Below are 18628 nucleotides of genomic sequence, written 5' to 3' on the forward strand. Positions count from 1 at the left end.
CTGGTGCGCCGCACCAGTTGGGCGGCGGCGAATTTCGTCAACTCAACCGCAGACCCGGACGCCCTCGTTATTTCCCGCCAGGATTGGCAACGCGTGCTGAATCAACTGGCCTCGACTCCCTGAAATGGCCAAAGTCGAGGGAATGTCAGCTACTTACCAAGGTTTATCAGTGGTTGCCGCAGGGGTGGCGGCTTCGTATCGAAGATCTTTACGTCAGCCTGCTCTCGCGGGGGATCGGCGAACTGCGCGATCCTAGCGTGTCCGTCGAGGAAGCCGAGGCCACCACGTCCCTGTCCGTGGTGGTGCCGGTTCACGATGCGCCCGAGGAGACCCGGCGGTGCTTGCTCAGCTTGCAGCGGTTCAGCGGGACGGCCGAGGTTATCTTGGTCGACGACGGTTCGACAGATCAGATGGCCAGCGAGATCGTTACCGACTTCGCCCAACGCAATGATTGGAAGGCGCTACGCCATGAGGTCGGCAGCTTTCACAGCGGGGCCTGTATGGCCGGGGCGAAGCTGGTCACGCGCCCTGTAATGTGTCTTCTAAACTCGGACACCGTCGTTACGCAGAACTCGTGGTCGCTCTGCGTGCGGGCGTTGCTCGACAAGGACGGGCCGATTGCTGTGGTCCCGGGTATGGCAGCGGATCCTGGCTCTCAATGCGACCTGCGGGCCTACCGATGTCGCGCCTCTTGGCGCGACGAAACGATCTTTGCCTATGCTGAACAGCGCCGCAGGCGCTTCGGCTCGTGCGGTGTGCGCCGAAGTCGCAGCTATCTTGGTGGGGCGGCGCTATTTCTTCGAAAGGCCGATTGGGATCGCGTCGGCGGATTTGCCGGCTGTCGTCTGCATTACGGTAATGATGAAGACCTATGTCGAAAGCTCGTTGCGGCGGGGGGCTGGTTGGGGGTGTGCGACGGGGCCTATGTTCACCACCTCGGTGGACGGTCCGCCCCACGCTGACCGCAAGCGGTGACGATGCCTACCGCTCGCGATTTGGGTTCCATTGGCATTTGCCTCGACTGGGATTGGGTTGACATGAAGTTTGCAATACGCGACACGTACCGTCCGCGAGGGTGCCGAGGGGGCATAGGCTGGTACACCCTCTGGCTTGCCGAGGCACTGAGCCGCGAGTTGGGCGGGCTCGACGTGTTCACGCAGGAGCCTAAGGCTTTTCCCAGTTGCCGAGCCCTGCAGGACGGGGCGGAGTTCGCGGGCACCCGGTGGAGCCGCGGCCTGGCCCTGTTGCGGAAGATCGCAAACCCGGTCCGGATGATGGATGCCTACGACGGCGTCATTCTGCCCCATCCGCAGGAACCCGCCGTGAGGATGGCCGCTGGCATTCAGGTCCTGGTGGTGCATGACTTGATTCCCCTGGTGCTGCTCGACAGATCCATCAAAGGCCGGATGCACGGTGCCTTCTTCCGGCAGATTCTGCCGATTTCCATGCGGCGGGTGGATCGGATTGTGGTCCCATCGCACAGCACCAAGTTTGACCTGCTTGATCGCTTCGAACTGGCGCCGGAGAAGGTGCAGGTTATCCCGAACGGCTTCAACGCCGGGCTGGCGACGATGGCCCGGGGTTTGACCGCGGGGGCCTGGTACCCGAAGGGCGTGCCACGGGACTACCTCGTCTACGTCGGAAACGCGACGCCGCACAAGAATCTGCGGCGGCTGGTTCAGGCACTGTCCCTGGTCCGGGCGCACCTGGACGTCGGTCTGGTCCTGGTGGGCACAGCGGAGCCCGACTGGTACCAGGACCTGGCGTCGGTCCTGGGACTCGAGGGCGGGGTTGCCTTCATCGGCTGCTTGCCGGACGCCGATCTGGCGAAAGTCCTGGGGCATGCCCGGGCTCTGGTTCAACCCAGTCTTTACGAGGGTTTTGGCATGCCGCCGCTGGAGGCCATGTCGGTGGGCGTGCCGGTGGTCGCGTCGAATATCGGTTCCCTGCCAGAGGTTTGCGGGCAGGCCGCCCTGTATTTCGACCCCTACGACGTACCGAGTATGGCAGCGACGCTGGAGCGCATCCTGGTGGACGAGACGGTTCGCCATGCTTGCGTGGAGGAGGGGTTGCGCCAAGCCGGGCTGTTTGGTTGGGATATCGCTGCCCGAGCGTTCAGGGACATGATCGCGGAGGCGGCGTGATCCGAGCAGCCGCGGGTAATTCAGTGGGGCCGGGGACCTGGGCATGAAACACGCGATAGCCAGCCTCCTTCTGCGCGCGGGACTGACCCTGGGTCGCCGGGTCGATGAGGCGGCCCTTCGCCAGGTACTTGGGCGGTTGCACCCGGTAACTACGCGGCATCCCCTGGTGCGCATCGGCGGCCGTGCCGACGGCGGTTACCTGGTGCCCGACGACCTGGCGGGTGTTGTCGCCTGCTTTTCCCCCGGGGTTGGGCGAGTGGCAGGCTTCGAGTCGGACATGGTCGCAAGGGGTATACCCTGCTACCTGGCCGACGGTGCGGTCGAGGCGGCGCCTATTCAGGGCCCGTTGATCCATTTCGAGAAGGCATTTGTTGGGGTGTTGGATGGCGACGGCGTCACGACCCTGGCCTCCTGGGTGACCCGCTGTGCGCCGCCGGAGGGTGACTTGTTGCTACAAATGGACATCGAGGGCAGCGAGTGGCCTGTGTTGTTGAACCTTCCTGAAGAGGTTCTTGAGCGCTTTCGTGTGGTCATCGTCGAGTTCCACGGCCTGGACCGACTGGCCGATAGGCTCGGTTTTCGGGTCTTGGGGGGAGTGTTGGAACGATTGCTTGGGCATTTCCACCTCGTCCACAATCACCCGAACAACTGGGGCGGTATGCTGCGTCTGCGCGACATCCAACTCCCCACGGTCATGGAAATGACCTGGCTCAGACGCGACCGTGCAGTACCCAGTGGCCATGCCTGTTGCTTCCCACACCCGTTGGATGTTCCGAATTGCCCAACCCGCCGGGACATTCGTCTGCCCAGGATCTGGTATCGACATGATTGACCGGATCCCGAAATCGGACGCTGGTGCGGGCCTGCCCGTTGTTGGGACGCAGCGAGTCCGGCTGGGCGGGTCATGATGTCTCACCTCAGGCCCCGAGTGGCCCTCGTTCATCCCTGTATGGGTCGTGGCGGGTCCGAGGTTACCGCCATGTGGTTGCTCCAAGCCCTTGGTGCTGAGTACGACCTGACCCTGATCACCGGTTGCCGGGCGGATATCGTTGCCCTGGATCCGGCGGCGGGGCCTCGGTTGGCGCGGTGCCCCCGACCGTGCTGACTCCGCCCCTGGCCCCCTGGCTGAGGGCCGACGGGCGCTGCGCTGCGCGGGGCCTATGTCGGGCGCTTCGTGCGGGGGTTGGCGCCGCACTTCGACCTACTGGTGAGCGCCTACAACCCCTTGGACTGGCGCCCCGGGGTGCACTTCATCGCGGACTTTTCCTGGGACGAACAAGTGCGGCAGGGTTACGACGGCGATGCCGACAAGGATTTGTTGGGGTCTTGGTGGGAGTGTTAGAACGATTGCTTGGGCCGCGGTATTCACATTACTGGCCGGGCAGGGCTACCAAGTGTTTATGCTGGTGAACAGGCAACTGCATCCCTGGTCCGAGCGTGCCGGCGGCGTCAACCACTGGTTTCTGCAACCTGAGCACCTGGCACGCTTGCGCGGTTGCTGCCCGGCCCTACTCGGACCAGAGTGAATTGGCGATGCCGATTGTGTTCATCTGCTTTTTTGCCGCGGCCCCGCCGGCGGGCGGGGCCGGCAGCGTGACCTGTGCGCTCGCCAAGTCCATTGCCGGGGAGCCACTACTGGTGCAGCCGGGTTCCGCTGAGCGCCGCTTCCTGACATCCGCGGGCGTGCCGGTTTGGGAGTTGCGCTTAATCGGTGATCGGGGTTGGCGCAAACTGCTGGGAATTCCAGGCTATGTGCGGCGGGTCGTCGCGTTGGTGCAGCGGGAGGGGCCCGAGGTCGTCGTGTTGGAAGGCGCGTCCTGGGTGCTGTACCACTGGTGGTTGCTGCGTCGGCTGCGGCATCGGTGGCCGACGCTGACGGTGTTCTATCATGCTCACAACGTTGAGTCTGAACTGCGGCAACAGCGCCACGGATGGCTCGCGCAGCGGCTCACCCGGTGGGCCGAGGGGCGGGTGTTGCGCGACGTGGCACAGTCTTTTGCAGTTTCGGAGCGGGACCGCGATGCGTTCCGGCGGCTCTACGACGTGGCGCCGCTGTTGCTGCCAAACGGCGTCGATAGTCGTTCGCCGCGGTCAACGAAGATGCGATCACGTCCTGTCGGCGGCTGCATCGACTCGGAGACTGCGTGATCTTGTTCATGGGCGCCTATGCCTATCCGCCGAACCGGGAGGCAATCGATTTTCTGGTTAACGCCGTGCTGCCCCGCGTCTTGGCACGCTGCCCGACCGCGCAGTTGGCCATCATTGGTGGCCCGATACCCTATCAGCGGCCATGGCTGTGTGCTGCCGGGCTGCTGCCCGACGCGGAGGTCCCGCCGTTTATCCGCTGTTGTGCGGTCAGCGTCGCACCGATTTTTTCCGGTTCCGGGACGCGGCTGAAAATCCTGGAATCCCTGGCGGCCGGCGTTCCGGTGGTGGCAAGCCGCAAAGGCGCCGAGGGCCTGGCGCTGGCGCCGGGTGTCGAAATCCTGTTGGCGGAGCATGAAGCGGAGTTTGCTGCCGCGCTGGTGGCTCTGCTGGGAGACCGTGATCGCGGCCGGCAACTGGGCGCCCGCGGTCAGCATCAGGTCGCCAGCCGTTACGATTGGCAGGTCTTGGCTCCGAGTCTGTCGCGGGCCATTGCCGCTACGCTCATGCAGCGGGCAGGGAGTTGAGGTTGAAGGCGGTGCCCGTCGGTGCGACGCGCGATGCCGGTCCCGGCGCGGCCGATGGTTCAGTGCCGCCCCGCCCGCGCATCCTGGTGTGTGCCTATGCCTGTCGTCCGGCCCTTGGGTCCGAGGAGGCGGTCGGCTGGAATTGGGTGCAGGCGATGGCCTCATTTTGCGAAGTCACGGTCATCACGGCGGTTTTTCATCGCGATGCGATCGAGTCGTTTTTGCGGACCACCGAGGCCCCGTGGGCAAGACATGTCGATTTCATCTATCCACCGTCCCGCCCCTGGCATTACCGGCCAACCCCGAGTTGGCGCTGGATTGAAGGCTCTTTGCTCAAGCCATTGATGAATTCGGCCTATCGCGGTTGGCTGCGCGCGGCGGCGCGGATCGCGGCGCGGCTCGTTGCGGAGCGGCCATTCGATTTGACGCATCAACTCACCTATGTCGGATTTCGCTTTCCCGGCGGGCTCTGGCGGCTCGCTCCCCCCTTCGTCTGGGGTTCTATCGGAGGGCTGGAGGATACGCCTTGGCGCCTGTTCGGTGCGCTGAGTCCCGTCGGCATGCTGTATTTCGGCGGACGCAATCTGATCAATGGACTCCATCGGCGGCTGTTGAGTGCTCCGCGGCACGCGGCGGTGCGCGCCGGCCCTGGCCTGATCGCCGCCACCAGCGGTATCGCCCGAGCGCTGCAACGCTGTTACGGCAGTCCAAGCACGATCGTCAGCGAGGTGACCGCGCCGCCGCTACGGGTTGGCGCGCTGACCCGGCGGGTGGCGGGTGAGCCATTGCAGATTGCCTGGAGCGGCGAGCATACGCCCGGCAAGGCGCTGCCGTTACTGCTCCGCGCATTGGCCCGGTTACCTGAGGCTGTTGTCTGGCGACTCACCATCTTCGGTAGCGGTTCGTGCACGCAACGGTGGCGTGGGCTGTCCCGGCCTCGGCTTGGAAGCCTGTTGTCGCTGGCGGGGTCAGGTGCCGCGGGAGGAGATGATCGCGGCGCTCGACGAGGGCCATTTGTTCGTCATCACCAGCCTCAAAGACCTGACCTCGACGGTCCTGGTGGAAGCCTTGAGCCGCGGGTTGCCGGTGCTTTGTCCTGACCATTGCGGGTTTGCCGATGCGCTGACTCCCGCATCCGGTATCCGGTTGCCGATCACCTCGCCGCCAACCTTCATCGCCGCCTTGCGCGATGCACTCCTGCTGCTGCATGACGACGAGGCCCGCCGACGCTGTCTGAGTGTCGGCGCCCGCCGCCGCGCCCGCGCGTTCCGGGTCGAGGCCAAAGTGCTGGCGCTGCAGGCCATCTACGCGCGGGTGCTGGCCCCCACGGGGATGGGTCTCGACGGGACGGGACGCCGGTGAGCAGGTCCGGATTCGCCCCGAGCGGTGCGCAATCGCGCGGTTGGCGCGGTTGGATGGGATGGCTCGCGCTGCTTTCCTGGGCTGGATGCTGGGCGGCGATCAACGCCGGTCCCTGGTATCTGGAAGATGAACCGCAAACCTTCAATGAATGGATCAATGCGTTGCGTGCTCTTGGGTGCCTGCTGCCACTGGTCCTGTGGCCACTCTTGTTGCCACTGCGCCGACAGCGCACCCGGGTGCCGACCCTGGCCGAGTGGATGTGGATCGGCTATGCCGTTCTCTCGCTCAATGCCGCGCTGCTGACGGGCGCTGATTTTTCAGTCTGGTATTGGGCGCTCGCCTATCTCAGTGTCTTTCTGGTCATTGACTGGTCCATCGGCGACATCGATCCATTAGCGCGGGCGATCATGACCAACCGCCTCATGTGGTTGATGGCGTCTCTGTTGTTCGTCTGGATGCTGTTCGCCGCGCGTGATGTCCTGCTGGTACAGGGCGAGGGCGGGCTGACCGCCCATGGGTTGGTCGAACGTGCGGATCTCGGCGTCTTGGGGCCGATCTCACGCTCTACCGGCATGGCGCGTCTGGCTATACTTCCCGTGGTGATTGGCTTGGTGATGGCGCTGGGCGGGCGCGGTCTTGGGCGCCTGCTCTGGGCGGCACTCAGTCTGGTGTCGCTGCTGGCGCTCTGGTCTTTTCAGTCCCGCCAAGGCCTCGTCGGGGCCGCCTTCGCGCTGGGTTTCGTGGTGTGGCTGTTCGGCGGTCGAACGCGGCTGGTTGGCATCGTGATCATGCTGTTGGCCGGCCTGGCGTTGTTCGCCGGGCTGTTTCCGCAGCATTGGCTACGCCACCTGACCGAGTACGCAACCCGCGGGGAGGGGCTGTCGGATTTGCAATCGATGACCGGTCGCGATCTGATCTGGCGCCTTGGCTGGCGGGTGGTGGAGGAGTCGCCGTGGCTCGGTTTCGGCCCCCAGGCGGATCGCCGCCTGATTGGTCTGAATGCGCAGAACGGACTGCTGTACGCCGCGCTGGCCGCCGGCTATCCGGGCGCCGTACTCTATCTCGGCGGGCTTTTGTGGGGCTGGGTGTTGTTCGCCCGAGCGGTGCTGCGCGGCTATACGCGCGACCATGCGCAGTGGCTGTTCCTGCTCCAGGTTGGCGGTATCATGATGTATCTGACGATCCGCAACATCCCTGAGAACACCGCCGCCCTGTACAGTGTCGATCTGCTGCTGCATGCGCCGTTGCTCGCCTATCTCGGGACTCTTGAACGGGTGCGCGGGCTAGAGTGGCGACGCGCGCGGCTGGCGCAGTCCGTCGTTGACCTCGGTCGGCGCGGTCGGCTGGGAGCGTGACAGTCGCGCGGATCCGGACGATGTGACGTTGCAACGAGGAAGAGCATGAGCAAGCGTTGGGGTTTGGTTGGTGGCGGCGATAGCGCCCCAGCCGTTGCGGGGATGCCGGAGGTCTTGGTATGAGCAATCATCTGGCGCTGGTCTGCGGTGCCGGTGGATTTATCGGCGCGCACCTGGTGCGACGCCTCAAGGCCGAAGGCCGGAAGGTTCGCGGCGTGGATCTGAAGCCGCCGCCTTTTGCCGCCAGCGCGGCGGACGAATTTGTTCTCGGTGACCTGCGCGACCCCGACCTGGTGGCCCGCGTGGTGGCCGGCAGCGTCGAGGTCTATCAACTCGCCGCCGACATGGGCGGTGCCGGCTTTACCTTCACCGGCGAGCACGATGCCGAGATCATGCACAACTCGGCCCTGATCAATCTCAACGTGGTGGATGCCTGCCGCCGGGCCGGTGTCGAGCGGGTGTTCTACTCCTCGTCGGCCTGCGTCTATCCGCGCCACAACCAGTCCGACCCCGAGGCGCCGACCACGGTCGAAGACTCGGTCTATCCCGCCGACCCGGACAGCGACTACGGCTGGGAGAAACTGTTCAGCGAACGACTGTACTTCGCCTATGCCAGGAACCACGGGCTGCAGGTGCGGGTCGCGCGCTTCCACAATGTCTTCGGCCCTGAGGGTAGCTGGAACGATGGCCGTGAGAAGGCTCCCGTGGCGCTTTGCCGCAAGGTTGCCGCGGCGCCTCCGGGAGGTAGCATCGAGATTTGGGGCGATGGGGAACAGACGCGCTCCTTCCTTGCCATTGATGAATGTCTGGACGGGGTCATGCGCTTCATGGCGTCGGACTTCGCCGGCCCGCTTAATATTGGTTCGACCGAGATGGTCTCAATCAACCAGTTCGCGCGGATGATCATGGAGATTGCCGGCAAGCATCTGACTATCAAACATATTGGAGGTCCTTTAGGGGTGCGTGGGCGCAACTCGGACAACCGGCTGATCCGCGCCCGGCTTGGCTGGGCACCGAGCCGGCCGCTGCGCGAGGGGTTGGCGGCGACCTATACCTGGATCGCGGGCCAGATCGCGGCGGCGGAGGCCGCGCGATGAGCGGCACGGAAAGCGCCGGTTCCGGGTTGCGGCAACTCACGCCGCGCGCGCAGGTGACGATCCTCGGTGCGCAGATCGATCGCGTGAGGAACGAGGATGCGGTCGCCCGCATCGAAGGCTGGATCGCCGAACGTCCCCCACGGCCGCACCATGTCGTCGTGACCGGTTTCCACGGCATCTGGACCGGTTATCGGGATCCCGCCTTTCGCACCATCCTGAACCGGGCCGACCTGTTCTGTCCGGACGGCATCGCGCCCATTTGGCTGGCGCGTCTGCGCGGCCAGCCCCTGCCGGAGCGGGTGCCGGGCGCCGAGTTGATGCGGCGGCTGCTGCTGGCTGCCGATGCCCGTGGTTATGCCAGCTTCTTCTACGGCGATACCGAGGCGACCCTGGACGCCCTGAGTCGGCGCCTCGTCAGTGACTATCCGGGCCATCGTATTGCCGGCGTCCGATCGCCGCCGTTCCGGCCACTGAGCCCCGTGGAGATTGACGCTGATCTGGACCGTATCAATGCGTCGGGGGCCGATCTGTTATGGGTCGGACTGGGTTTGCCGCGGCAGGAGCGTTGGATCGATGCGTACCGCGAGCGCCTGCGGGTGCCGGTGGTCATCGGCGTCGGTGCCGCCTTCGGGTTCCTGAGCGGACAGGTGACACGGGTGCCGTCCTGGCTTGGGGATGCGGGTTTCGAGTGGCTTTGGCGCTTGGTCATGGAGCCACACAAGGTTTGGCGGCGAGACCTGATCGATGGCCCGCAGTTTCTCTATCACGGGTTGCGGGAGAGTCTCGCTTACCGGCTGAGGCATAGTGGTGATCTTGAAAAGAGCGGTCGTAACGACTCAGAATTTAGTTAAACAACGAATACAATCGTTGTCGTTGTCGTAATCGGAGAAGCGATTCAAGTCGGGCATGAGCAGCCCGCTGCCGATCGGTTTTCTGCGTCGCTTGGGCGTAAGAGACCGCCAAGGATTTGATCTGGCTCCCACGCTCCCGCGTCACTTGGGGCCACCGGCCGCTGGAGCGGCCGGACGGCATTCCCACGCTGGAGAGATTGTGAAAGTATTCGCTCCGAACCCGAAAATGTCGCAATGCCGTAGGTTGGGGTGAGGAACGAACCCCAACATTTCAGCGCCTTACGTTTGACTGCTCGTTGGGCTTCGTTCCTCAGCCCAACCTACAAGGAATACTTGCCCAATCTGTGGAGCGTGGGAACGAGAAAAGAAGGCAAGTAAAGGGTTGCTCAACCGCCGTCGACTGCTGCCGGCGACAATCCGCTGATGGCGGCTATACCTTGGGCACCATGGCGGAACGCCGTCGCCAGATCCGCGGGGCCGAGTCCGCCCAGGGCGTAGACGGGGAGGGGGATCGGTTCGATCAGTTCCTGGAAGCGTGTCCAGCCCAACGGTCGCGCATCCGGATGGGTCGTGGTGGGCTCGACCGGGGAGAGCAGCGCGTAGTCCAGCCCCAAGGCGGCGGCGCGTGTCAGTTCCGCGGCCGTGTGGCAGGAGGCGCTCACCCAGTCGCCGCTGACGCCCGGACGTTGATCCAGGGCGGCCAGGGTCTGGGCGCGCAGATGCAGTCCGTGACGCGGACAGGAGGCGACGGCCGCCGGGTCGCGATTCAGGATGAGCCGCGCGCCCGCCGCGTCACAGAGCGGATAGGCTTGGGCGGCGAGTTCATGGTAGGCCCGGTCATCCAGTGCATGGGCGCGCAGTTGAATCAGGCGGATGCCGTCCTGGATGGCGCGGCGCAGTCGTGCCAGGAAATTCGCCGGGTCCCGCGGGTCCGCCCCGGTGATCAGCAGGAGTGGGGGCAGGCGCAGGGCGCTGATGATCGGCCGGTCGGCGGCCGGGAAGCGCGCGGGGTCCATGGCCTCCGGCGCCAGCCAGGCCAGTGGTTGGCCTTCCAGTCCTGCGGGGTGCCCGGAATAAGTCTGGACCCGGTACACGTCGAGCAGAATATGGCGGTCGCCATAGTCGTGGTGGACGCGGATCAGTGGTCGGCTGGTGCCGATGCTGATCCCCAGTTCCTCCGCCAATTCGCGGGCGAGTCCCTGCTCCGGGGTTTCGCCGGGCTCCAGTTTGCCGCCGGGAAACTCCCAGCGCCCGCCCTGGTGAGCATGATCGGGGCGGCGCGTGACCAAAACCCGGCCCTGATCGTCAAGGATTGCTCCCGCCATGACATGAATCTGTTGCCGGGTCACATTCGGTCGTTGTCGTTGTCGTAATCGTAATCGGAAAAGCGATTCGACTTTAGCATGAGCAGCCCGCTGTCGATCGGGTTTCGATTCGCTACGTCACTTCTCGCGGGTAGCATAAACTCGATTACGACAACGACAACGACAACGACAACGACAAAGAGAGTATTCGCTTTTCTTGCTGTTTTCCGACTCGTTACTACGACCGATACTCCGCATTGATCCGCACATAGTCGTAGGACAGGTCGCAGGTCAGGATGTCCGCGGCGGCCGTGCCACGACCCAGCGCCACGCGGATCAGGATCTCCGGTGCCCGCATGACGGCAGCGCCGGCGTTCTCGGTGTAGCAGAGGGCGCGACCCCCGCTGTCGACGATCAGCACGTCGCCGAGCCAGACCCGCACTCCGCTGATATCCAGGTCCTGGAGTCCGGCGCGCCCCACCGCGGCGAGGATGCGGCCCCAGTTGGGGTCGGAGGCGAAGAGCGCGGTCTTGACCAGCGGCGAGTGGGCGATGGTGTAACCGACCTGGCGCGCTTCGGTGTGATTGGCGGCACCTTCGATACGGACCGTCACCAGCTTGGTGGCGCCCTCCGCGTCGCGCACGATGGCCGTGGCCAGTTCCACGCAGACCGACTCCAGGGCCGTCTGGAACGTGGCGAAGTCCGGACTGTCGGCCGCGGCGATGGGGTCGTTGCCCAGGGCGCCGGTGGCGGCCAGGACGCAGGCGTCGTTGGTGGAGGTGTCGCCGTCCACGGTGATGGCGTTGAACGAGCGCTCGACCGCGGCGTGCAGGCAGCGAGCGAGCAGGTCGGGTGTGATCGCCGCATCGGTGGCCAGAAAGGCGAGCATGGTCGCCATGTTGGGGCAGATCATGCCGGCGCCTTTGGCGATGCCGGTCAAGGTCGCGGTGCGTCCACCAAGGTCGAACTGCCTGGAGACCAGCTTGGGCACCGTATCGGTGGTCATGATGGCGCGGGCGGCAGCGGGCCAGTTGGTGCTGTCGAGTCGTCCCAAGAGCCCCGGCAGGGCGGCAGCGACGCGGTCGACCGGCAGGTGCTCGCCGATGACCCCGGTGGAAAAGGGCAGCACCCGTTCGGCGGGCGCCCCGGTCAGTTCAGCGAGTGCCTGGCAGGTGGCGGCAGCGTCCAGCAGGCCGCGTGCGCCGGTACCGGCGTTGGCGTTACCGGCATTGATGAGCCACCAGCGTGGTGCGCCCGCGTTCAGGTGGGCGCGCCCCAGGGTGACGGGTGCGGCGCAAAATGCATTGCGGGTGAATACCGCGGCGCACTGTGATCCTTCCGCCAATTCGAAGAGGACCAGATCATTGCGGTCACGATAGCGAATGCCGGCCGCGGTCGCGGCCATGCGGACCCCGGACACCGGGAGGAAGTGCAGTTCGGGTTGCTCGCTCATGGTGCGGGCTCAACCGACCTTGCCATGGCAGTGCTTGAACTTTTTGCCTGAGCCGCAGGGACAGGGCTCGTTGCGGCCGGTCTTGTGGCCGTCGCGCACAAAGGGCTGAGCAGGCGCGGCGCTCGCGTCCCCACGCTCGGCATCGTCATCCGGCGTTTTACCGCCGTCGAAGCCCCGGAACTCTTCGTGCGTGAACGCGAACTCATGCGCCGGTGCCGGGTGCGGGGCCAGGGCGAGCGACTCTTCTTCGGGTTCTACCCGGAGCTTTGCCAGGGTGCCGATCACCTCTTGTTTGATCTCCTCCAACATGGCGGAGAACATCTCGAAGGCTTCACGTTTGTACTCCTGCTTGGGATTCTTCTGGGCATAGCCGCGCAGATGGATGCCCTGACGCAGGTAGTCCATGGCCGCCAGGTGGTCCTTCCAGTGGGTGTCCAGGGTCTGGAGCATGACCGCCTTTTCGATCTGGCGCAGGGTTGCGGTGCCGATGCGCTGTTCTTTCTCCGCGTAACGCTCGGCCAGGGTGGCGCCGATCCGCTCACGTAAGGTTTCCTCGTGCAACTGGGCGTCGGCCTCCAGCCAACGGCGGATGGGCCAGTCACCACCGAAGGTGTCCGCCAGCGCGCTTTCCAGGCCGGCGGTATCCCACTGCTCTTCCAGGCTCTGCGGCGGGATGCAGCTGTCGATCACGCGCTCCAGGATATCCGCGCGCATCGCCGCGATGGTCTCGGACACATCGGCGGTGTCCATCAACTCGCGGCGCTGGCCATAGGTGACCTTGCGCTGGTCGTTGGCGACGTCGTCGTACTCCAGGAGCTGCTTGCGGATGTCGAAGTTGCGGCCCTCGACTTTACGCTGGGCGTTCGCGATGGCCTTGGTGACCCAGGGGTGCTCAATCGCCTCGCCCTGCTGCATGCCGAGTTTCTGCATCATGCCCGCCACCCGGTCGGAGGCGAAGATGCGCATCAGGTTGTCTTCCAGCGACAGGTAGAAGCGACTGGAGCCGGGATCGCCCTGGCGTCCGGAGCGGCCGCGCAACTGGTTGTCGATGCGTCGGGACTCGTGGCGTTCGGTGCCGACCACATGCAGTCCGCCGGCGGCGATGACGGCCTCGTGGCGCTGTTTCCAGGCGGTGCGGATGGCCTCCTGATCGGCTTGCGGGCCGGCTGCCTCCAATTCGGCATCGAGGTTGCCACCCAGCACGATGTCGGTGCCGCGGCCGGCCATGTTGGTGGCGATGGTGACGGCGCCGGGGCGACCGGCCTGCGCGATGATTCCGGCCTCGCGTTCGTGCTGCTTGGCGTTCAGCACCTCGTGCGGGATCTTGGCCTCGGTTAACAGCTTGGAAACCAGTTCCGAGGTCTCGATGGAGGCCGTGCCGACCAGGACCGGCTGACCGCGGGTGACGCAGTCGCGGATGTCCTCGGTGACCGCATCATATTTCTCCTTCTGGGTCAGGTAGACCAAGTCGCCGTGGTCCTTGCGGATCATCGGCTGGTTGGTGGGGATGACCGCCACTTCGAGCCCGTAGATCTGCTGGAATTCGTAGGCCTCGGTATCCGCCGTGCCGGTCATACCCGCCAGTTTCGGGTAGAGCCGGAACAGGTTCTGGAAGGTGATGGAGGCCATCGTCTGGTTTTCCGGCTGGATCGGCACCCGCTCCTTGGCCTCGACCGCCTGATGCAGACCCTCGGACCAGCGCCGGCCGGGCATGGTGCGGCCGGTGAACTCGTCGACGATGATGATCTGACCGTCGCGCACGATGTACTCGACGTTCTTCTGGAACAGGGCATGGGCGCGCAGAGCCGCGTAGACATGGTGCATCAGCACGATGGTGCCGGGGTCGTAGAGGCTGTCGCCTTCGCGTAAGACCCCGATCTCCACCAGCATGTCCTCGACTTTCTGGTGGCCGTCCTCGCTCAGGAAGACCTGGCGGGCTTTCTCATCCACCGAGAAGTCGCCGGGTCCGAAATCGGGTTTGCCTTCCTCGTTGGTGATCGGGTCCTGGCGGGTCAGCCGCGGGATGAGCGCATCGATCTGGCGATAGAGGTCGGTATTGCCCTCGGAGGGGCCGGAGATGATCAGCGGCGTGCGCGCCTCGTCGATGAGGATGGAGTCCACCTCGTCGACGATGGCGTAGAAGGGCACGCGTTGCGTGCGCTGCTCGGCGGTGAACGCCATGTTGTCGCGCAAATAGTCGAAACCATACTCGTTGTTGGTTCCGTAGGTGATGTCCATGGCATAGGTTGCTTTGCGGCTCACCGGGCGCAGGTGGCGGTAGCCCCCGCCCGCTGGTGCCTCGAACCCGGGATCATAGAGGTAGGAGGCCGTATCCGGCCCCATTCCGCCCGAGGAGTTGATCACCCCGACGGAGAGACCCAGCGCGTGGTAAATACGGCCCATCCAGGTGGCGTCGCGGCGGGCCAGGTAGTCGTTGACGGTGATGACATGGACGCCCTTGCCCGGCAGGGCGTTGAGGTAGGCGGCCAGGGTGGCGACCAGGGTCTTGCCCTCGCCGGTCCGCATCTCGGCAATTTTGCCCTGATGCAGCACCATGCCGCCGACCATCTGGACATCGAAGTGGCGCATCCCGAGCACCCGCCGACCGGTCTCGCGGACCACGGCGAAGGCTTCGGGGAGCAGGCTCTCCAAGTCCTCGCCGGCCGCGAGACGCCCGCGGAATTCTTGAGTCTTGGCCGTGAGCGCAGCATCGGAGAGCAGCTGGACCTCGGGCTCCAGCGCGTTGATCCGGCTGACGGACTTGAGCAGCTTCTTGACCAGCCGCTCATTGCGGCTGCCGAAGAGCTTCTTGAGCAGGTGACTGACCATCGATGGGAAGAGATGCCGTGAGGAAAGTGCCGGAATGATACCGGAATTCGGCGATGCCCGCTGAGCCAGGGTCGGCCTGAGGTCTTTGTCGAATCCGCGTTTCGCTGCGCCGGACGCAAAAGGCGGCCTCGATCAAGATTCCGGCCACTTGAGCTCGCCGGGTGCGTAGTCAGGCCATCCTGGCCTGACACCGTCAGGGCTGGAAGCCCTGACTACGCACGCCGCTGGCCGGGATTACGATCAAGGACCAAAAGGCCGCCGGCCGTTCGGACCGGCGGCCGCTACGAGTGGCTGCTGTGCCGTGAGCGATCAGGTCTAGCTGGGATTATCCGGATTCGCCGCGACGAGCATCATTGACGATTGTCTGCCGGTAAACTGCATCGGGTTCAGATGCTCGCCGTTTTTCAGAACCTCGAAATGGACATGCGGGCCGGTCGCGGTGCCGGTGGCTCCGACTGCGCCGATCTTCTGTCCCTGTCGGATCTGCTGGCCTTCCTGCACCAGATTGACCTGATTGTGGCCGTAGCGGGTGGTGTAGCCGTCCACATGGCGAATCTCGATCAAGTTTCCGTAACCGCTGCGCCGCCCACTGAAGGTGACGAGGCCGTCGGCTACGGCCACGACCGGCGAACCGGACGGTGCGGCAAAATCGACGCCTTGATGAAACAGACGGCGGCCCTTGATCGGATGGATACGGAAGCCGTAGTTCGATGTAATGTATCCCGCGCGAACCGGCCAGCCCGACGGTACGGACTTGGCCGTGAGATCCCGCTCCATGATCGCCTCTTCGAGGATCTCCAGCTTGCGCTTGCGATCCTTGAGCAGGCCGACCACGCTTCCCAACTCGCTTGCGATCTCCTTGATGGTGTAGTCCCTGGCCAGTCCTTCCTCAGGTCCGCCCTGGGGTGGTGGATTCTGGAAGTCGAACTCTTCGGCGCTCAAGCCGGCCATCTCGACCAGTCGTTCGCCGAGTGCGTCAAGCCGCATGAGTTCGGCCTGCATGTTCCCCAGGCTGGAGGTGATGGCATCGACGTCCGGTGCGTCCGTGTCACCGTTGGTTATGTCTTGGTTCGGCGTCGTCGGCAAAGACCGGGAGCCGACGGCCAGATCGCTGGTCAGGGCTGGGATTGTGGCGTATCTGCCGAGCCAGAATCCGACGCCACCCCCGGCGACAGCGAACAACAGGACCGCCAGGAGTGCGACAACAACCTGGCCGCGAACGGTTTTTCTACGATCGAGGTGATACATCATTTGACCTCTGCTGCGTGGTGAATCGGCATAGAGCCGGGTTTATACTACAGATGCACTGACGGGGCGACCGTCGGGATGCGCTTGATGGTTGCGCTGGATCAATCATTTAAATTATTGAGTAGAGCAATACTTTGGACTGCTATGCCTGCTAAACGCCCTGTTCGACTTCGTTCCGTGCATGTTCGGGATCTGCTCACCGGCAGTCCGGCAGTCATGCACGCCCTGGAGTGCCAGCGCCGGGAGGACGGTTTGCTGGCGCGGGTGCGTGACTTGCTCAACCCTGGGGCACGGCCGCATTGCCTCCAGGCGACAGCCAGCGAGGACACGCTGACCGTGACCGTGGATGCGGCCGTGTGGGCGACCCGTCTGCGCTATCTGGCGCCTGAGCTGGCGCAGGGCCTGGCATCCGCGGGGATCACCAGGGTGAAGATTCGGGCGCGTCCGAGCGACAAGCAAAGGGCGCGACAGACCACGGGGCGGGTTACCAGGTTGACCCCCGCGGTCGTCGCTCACCTGACGACCAGCGCCGAACATATGACCGATGCGGGGCTTGCGGAGGTCTTTCGGCGCTTGGCATCCCGCTAGGGCGTGCCGCCGATCGATCCGGTGACGGGCGAGCCGGACCACTAGGCGATTGCCGGATGTGACGGAAATCGCCTATGCGAGCGCCAGCGGCTGGGCGTAGCTGATCGGAGCCCGTGCCCCGTCCTTGAACACGGCCTCTTCCCAGGCCTCCGAGTCTGCGACCAGCGCACGCAAGAGCTCGTTATTTAAGGCATGACCGGACTTGTATCCTTTGAAAGCGCCGATCAGCGTGTGGCCAAGGAGATACAGGTCGCCAATGGCGTCCAGGATCTTGTGCTTGACGAACTCGTCCTCGTAGCGCAGCCCCTCTTCGTTCAGAACCCGGAACTCGTCGACGACCACGGCGTTGTCGAGACTGCCGCCCAGCGCAAGGTTTTGCGCCCGCAGTGCCTCAATGTCGCGCAGGAATCCGAAGGTGCGGGCCCGACTGACCTCTTTCACGAAGGATGAGGTCGAGAAATCGATGTTGGCGCGCTTTGCCCTGGCGTTGAAGGCCGGGTGGTCGAAATCGATTGTGAACTCCACGCTAAAGCCGTCATAGGGCTCGAACCGTGCGTACTTGTCGCCATCACGCACCTCAATCGGGCGCTTGATGCGGATAAACCGTTTGGCGCGATTCTGTTCCTCCACCCCGGCGGACTGAATCAGGAACACGAAAGGCCCGGCGCTGCCGTCCATGATCGGCACTTCCGGCGCACTGACGTCGACGTAAGCATTGTCGATCCCTAAGCCCGCGAAAGCAGACAACAGGTGCTCGACCGTTGAGATGCGGACATCGCCGTTCACAAGGGTCGTCGAGAGCCGGGTGTCCCCGACGTTGTGCGGACAGGCGCGAATCTCGACCGGCTGGTCGAGATCGACCCGCCGGAAGATAATCCCGGTATCAGGGGCAGCCGGACGCAATGTCAGGTAAACCTTGTCGCCTGTGTGCAGGCCCACGCCGGTTGCGCGGATTACGTTCTTTAGCGTGCGTTGCTTGACCATCGTTCCGCCCCCTCGTGCCAGGACCGCAGCAGGCTGCGCCGACCTCGGCGTAGCACCCGATAAAAGCCCGAACCAATGCGGGTCTGAGGTGAAGCTTAGGGTTTTCCCGGAACTTTATCAAGTCCCGAACGTGAAATGCTGCAATATCATTGTTTTTTATAGCTTCGTTAGTGGAGGGATTTCCCTTGGAAGACGTCGTGCGTCGCCCGATACTATCGTTTGCGGCTTGGCGTGGTCCCGCTTGCCGGACGTGATCGGCTGTCTGGCCCCCGTCGAACCTGATAAGCGTCGGCAGGAACGGTTTGAGGCCCGTTCCGACACCAAGGGGGTGTCTGGATCTAGGTGTGCAGAAGGTATGGCAGGTGGACGACGTGGCACCGGGCACGTCTGGGAGGTCAAGCTCAACGCGTTCCGGCAAACGGCAGCGTAGCGTGTGGGGGGCTTCGCTCCTGCTCAAGGTTGCCGGACTGCGCTCCCCATCTTGGCTCCGCTCGGTGTGCAGTCTCACACAGCGACGACTGCAGCGGGGAGTGGCGAATCGCTTCGCGCACACCCCGCGGCGGCGCGGCCCCGCCGCCAAAAATTTCCTCAGAATTGCTCTATAGCGCCCTAATAAGTTATCCGGACTGAGTATTGCTATACACCGGCTGCGTATTTCGTCTCAGGCAATAAGAAAAACGATTTTATTCGATCTTTATTCTCTTGAAGAGATCTCAATGCCGACCGTAATTTTTTTAGCAA

General features: G+C 64.3%; 17 protein-coding genes. 12 read left to right on the top strand and 5 right to left on the bottom strand.

Annotated elements, in window-relative coordinates; genetic code table 11:
- Positions 1-173: 173 nt before the first annotated feature.
- From QZY03_RS19620 to QZY03_RS19670, 11 genes are all read left to right on the top strand, one after another.
- Entirely contained in the window at positions 174-962 is a 789-nt protein-coding gene (locus QZY03_RS19620) for a glycosyltransferase (RefSeq protein WP_295583851.1), read from the top strand.
- A 75-nt stretch (positions 963-1037) separates the two neighbouring features.
- Entirely contained in the window at positions 1038-2144 is a 1107-nt protein-coding gene (locus QZY03_RS19625) for a glycosyltransferase family 1 protein (protein ID WP_295583852.1), read from the top strand.
- A gap of 43 nt (positions 2145-2187) precedes the next feature.
- The gene (locus tag QZY03_RS19630) at positions 2188-2976 is read left to right on the top strand and encodes a hypothetical protein (RefSeq protein ID WP_295583853.1); all 789 of its coding nucleotides are present in this window, start codon (positions 2188-2190) and stop codon (positions 2974-2976) included.
- Between the two features lie 375 nt (positions 2977-3351).
- A complete protein-coding gene (locus QZY03_RS19635) occupies positions 3352-3486 on the top strand; it encodes a hypothetical protein (protein ID WP_295583854.1) in 135 nt (44 codons plus the stop codon).
- 191 nt (positions 3487-3677) lie between these two features.
- Positions 3678-4292 carry a glycosyltransferase gene (locus tag QZY03_RS19640; protein WP_295583855.1) on the top strand — a complete coding sequence of 205 codons (615 nt, stop codon included), beginning with the start codon at positions 3678-3680 and terminating at the stop codon, positions 4290-4292.
- Positions 4289-4816 (top strand): glycosyltransferase, encoded by a 528-nt coding sequence (locus QZY03_RS19645; RefSeq protein WP_295583856.1) that lies wholly within the window; start codon positions 4289-4291, stop codon positions 4814-4816. The genes QZY03_RS19640 and QZY03_RS19645 overlap by 4 nt, the downstream gene beginning before the upstream one ends.
- A 2-nt stretch (positions 4817-4818) precedes the next feature.
- A complete protein-coding gene (locus QZY03_RS19650) occupies positions 4819-5916 on the top strand; it encodes a hypothetical protein (RefSeq protein ID WP_295583858.1) in 1098 nt (365 codons plus the stop codon).
- A complete protein-coding gene (locus tag QZY03_RS19655; protein WP_295583859.1) occupies positions 5804-6178 on the top strand; it encodes a glycosyltransferase in 375 nt (124 codons plus the stop codon). Before QZY03_RS19650 ends, QZY03_RS19655 begins: the two co-directional genes overlap by 113 nt.
- Positions 6179-6231: 53 nt before the next feature.
- Positions 6232-7533, top strand: a complete 1302-nt coding sequence (locus QZY03_RS19660; RefSeq protein ID WP_295583860.1) for an O-antigen ligase — start codon at positions 6232-6234, stop codon at positions 7531-7533.
- A 119-nt stretch (positions 7534-7652) separates the two neighbouring features.
- Positions 7653-8630, top strand: coding sequence for an NAD-dependent epimerase/dehydratase family protein (locus tag QZY03_RS19665; RefSeq protein WP_295583861.1), 978 nt, complete (start codon positions 7653-7655; stop codon positions 8628-8630).
- Positions 8627-9481 (top strand): WecB/TagA/CpsF family glycosyltransferase, encoded by an 855-nt coding sequence (locus tag QZY03_RS19670; RefSeq protein WP_295583862.1) that lies wholly within the window; start codon positions 8627-8629, stop codon positions 9479-9481. The genes QZY03_RS19665 and QZY03_RS19670 overlap by 4 nt, the downstream gene beginning before the upstream one ends.
- A gap of 386 nt (positions 9482-9867) precedes the next feature.
- On the opposite strand, the gene QZY03_RS19675 is transcribed toward QZY03_RS19670, so the two are convergent.
- The 4 genes from QZY03_RS19675 to QZY03_RS19690 all read right to left on the bottom strand — a co-directional run bounded on the left by QZY03_RS19675 (position 9868) and on the right by QZY03_RS19690 (position 16153).
- Positions 9868-10830: a Nudix family hydrolase gene (locus QZY03_RS19675; RefSeq protein ID WP_295583863.1), complete on the bottom strand. Its 963-nt coding sequence runs from the start codon at positions 10828-10830 to the stop codon at positions 9868-9870.
- Positions 10831-11023: 193 nt separating this feature from the next.
- On the bottom strand, positions 11024-12238 hold the full coding sequence (gene argJ, locus QZY03_RS19680; protein ID WP_295583864.1) for a bifunctional glutamate N-acetyltransferase/amino-acid acetyltransferase ArgJ: 1215 nt from the start codon (positions 12236-12238) through the stop codon (positions 11024-11026).
- A gap of 9 nt (positions 12239-12247) precedes the next feature.
- The gene (secA, locus tag QZY03_RS19685) at positions 12248-15067 is read right to left on the bottom strand and encodes a preprotein translocase subunit SecA (RefSeq protein ID WP_295583865.1); all 2820 of its coding nucleotides are present in this window, start codon (positions 15065-15067) and stop codon (positions 12248-12250) included.
- A 315-nt stretch (positions 15068-15382) separates the two neighbouring features.
- Complete coding sequence (locus QZY03_RS19690) at positions 15383-16153, bottom strand: M23 family metallopeptidase (RefSeq protein ID WP_363182312.1); 771 nt, start codon at positions 16151-16153, stop codon at positions 15383-15385.
- A 339-nt stretch (positions 16154-16492) separates the two neighbouring features.
- On the opposite strand from QZY03_RS19690, the gene QZY03_RS19695 reads away from it, so the two are divergent.
- Positions 16493-16903 (top strand): DciA family protein, encoded by a 411-nt coding sequence (locus QZY03_RS19695; protein WP_295583866.1) that lies wholly within the window; start codon positions 16493-16495, stop codon positions 16901-16903.
- 72 nt (positions 16904-16975) lie between these two features.
- Here the strand turns inward: QZY03_RS19695 and lpxC are convergent, their stop codons facing one another.
- Positions 16976-17887, bottom strand: a complete 912-nt coding sequence (gene lpxC / locus QZY03_RS19700) for a UDP-3-O-acyl-N-acetylglucosamine deacetylase (RefSeq protein WP_020505897.1) — start codon at positions 17885-17887, stop codon at positions 16976-16978.
- Positions 17888-18628 lie beyond the last annotated feature (741 nt).

It is taken from the genome of uncultured Lamprocystis sp., from assembly GCF_903933125.1.
Classification (GTDB): Bacteria; Pseudomonadota; Gammaproteobacteria; order Chromatiales; family Chromatiaceae; genus Thiodictyon.

Bases quoted from the DNA above. Each gene is read 5' to 3' on its own strand.
- QZY03_RS19625 (WP_295583852.1), top strand. From the start codon at position 1,038: ATGAAGTTTGCAATACGCGACACGTACCGTCCGCGAGGGTGCCGAGGG.
- QZY03_RS19630 (WP_295583853.1), top strand. From the start codon at position 2,188: ATGAAACACGCGATAGCCAGCCTCCTTCTGCGCGCGGGACTGACCCTG.
- QZY03_RS19640 (WP_295583855.1), top strand. From the start codon at position 3,678: ATGCCGATTGTGTTCATCTGCTTTTTTGCCGCGGCCCCGCCGGCGGGC.
- QZY03_RS19655 (WP_295583859.1), top strand. From the start codon at position 5,804: ATGATCGCGGCGCTCGACGAGGGCCATTTGTTCGTCATCACCAGCCTC.
- QZY03_RS19660 (WP_295583860.1), top strand. From the start codon at position 6,232: ATGGGATGGCTCGCGCTGCTTTCCTGGGCTGGATGCTGGGCGGCGATC.
- QZY03_RS19665 (WP_295583861.1), top strand. From the start codon at position 7,653: ATGAGCAATCATCTGGCGCTGGTCTGCGGTGCCGGTGGATTTATCGGC.
- QZY03_RS19670 (WP_295583862.1), top strand. From the start codon at position 8,627: ATGAGCGGCACGGAAAGCGCCGGTTCCGGGTTGCGGCAACTCACGCCG.
- argJ (WP_295583864.1), bottom strand. From the start codon at position 12,238: ATGAGCGAGCAACCCGAACTGCACTTCCTCCCGGTGTCCGGGGTCCGC.
- secA (WP_295583865.1), bottom strand. From the start codon at position 15,067: ATGGTCAGTCACCTGCTCAAGAAGCTCTTCGGCAGCCGCAATGAGCGG.
- lpxC (WP_020505897.1), bottom strand. From the start codon at position 17,887: ATGGTCAAGCAACGCACGCTAAAGAACGTAATCCGCGCAACCGGCGTG.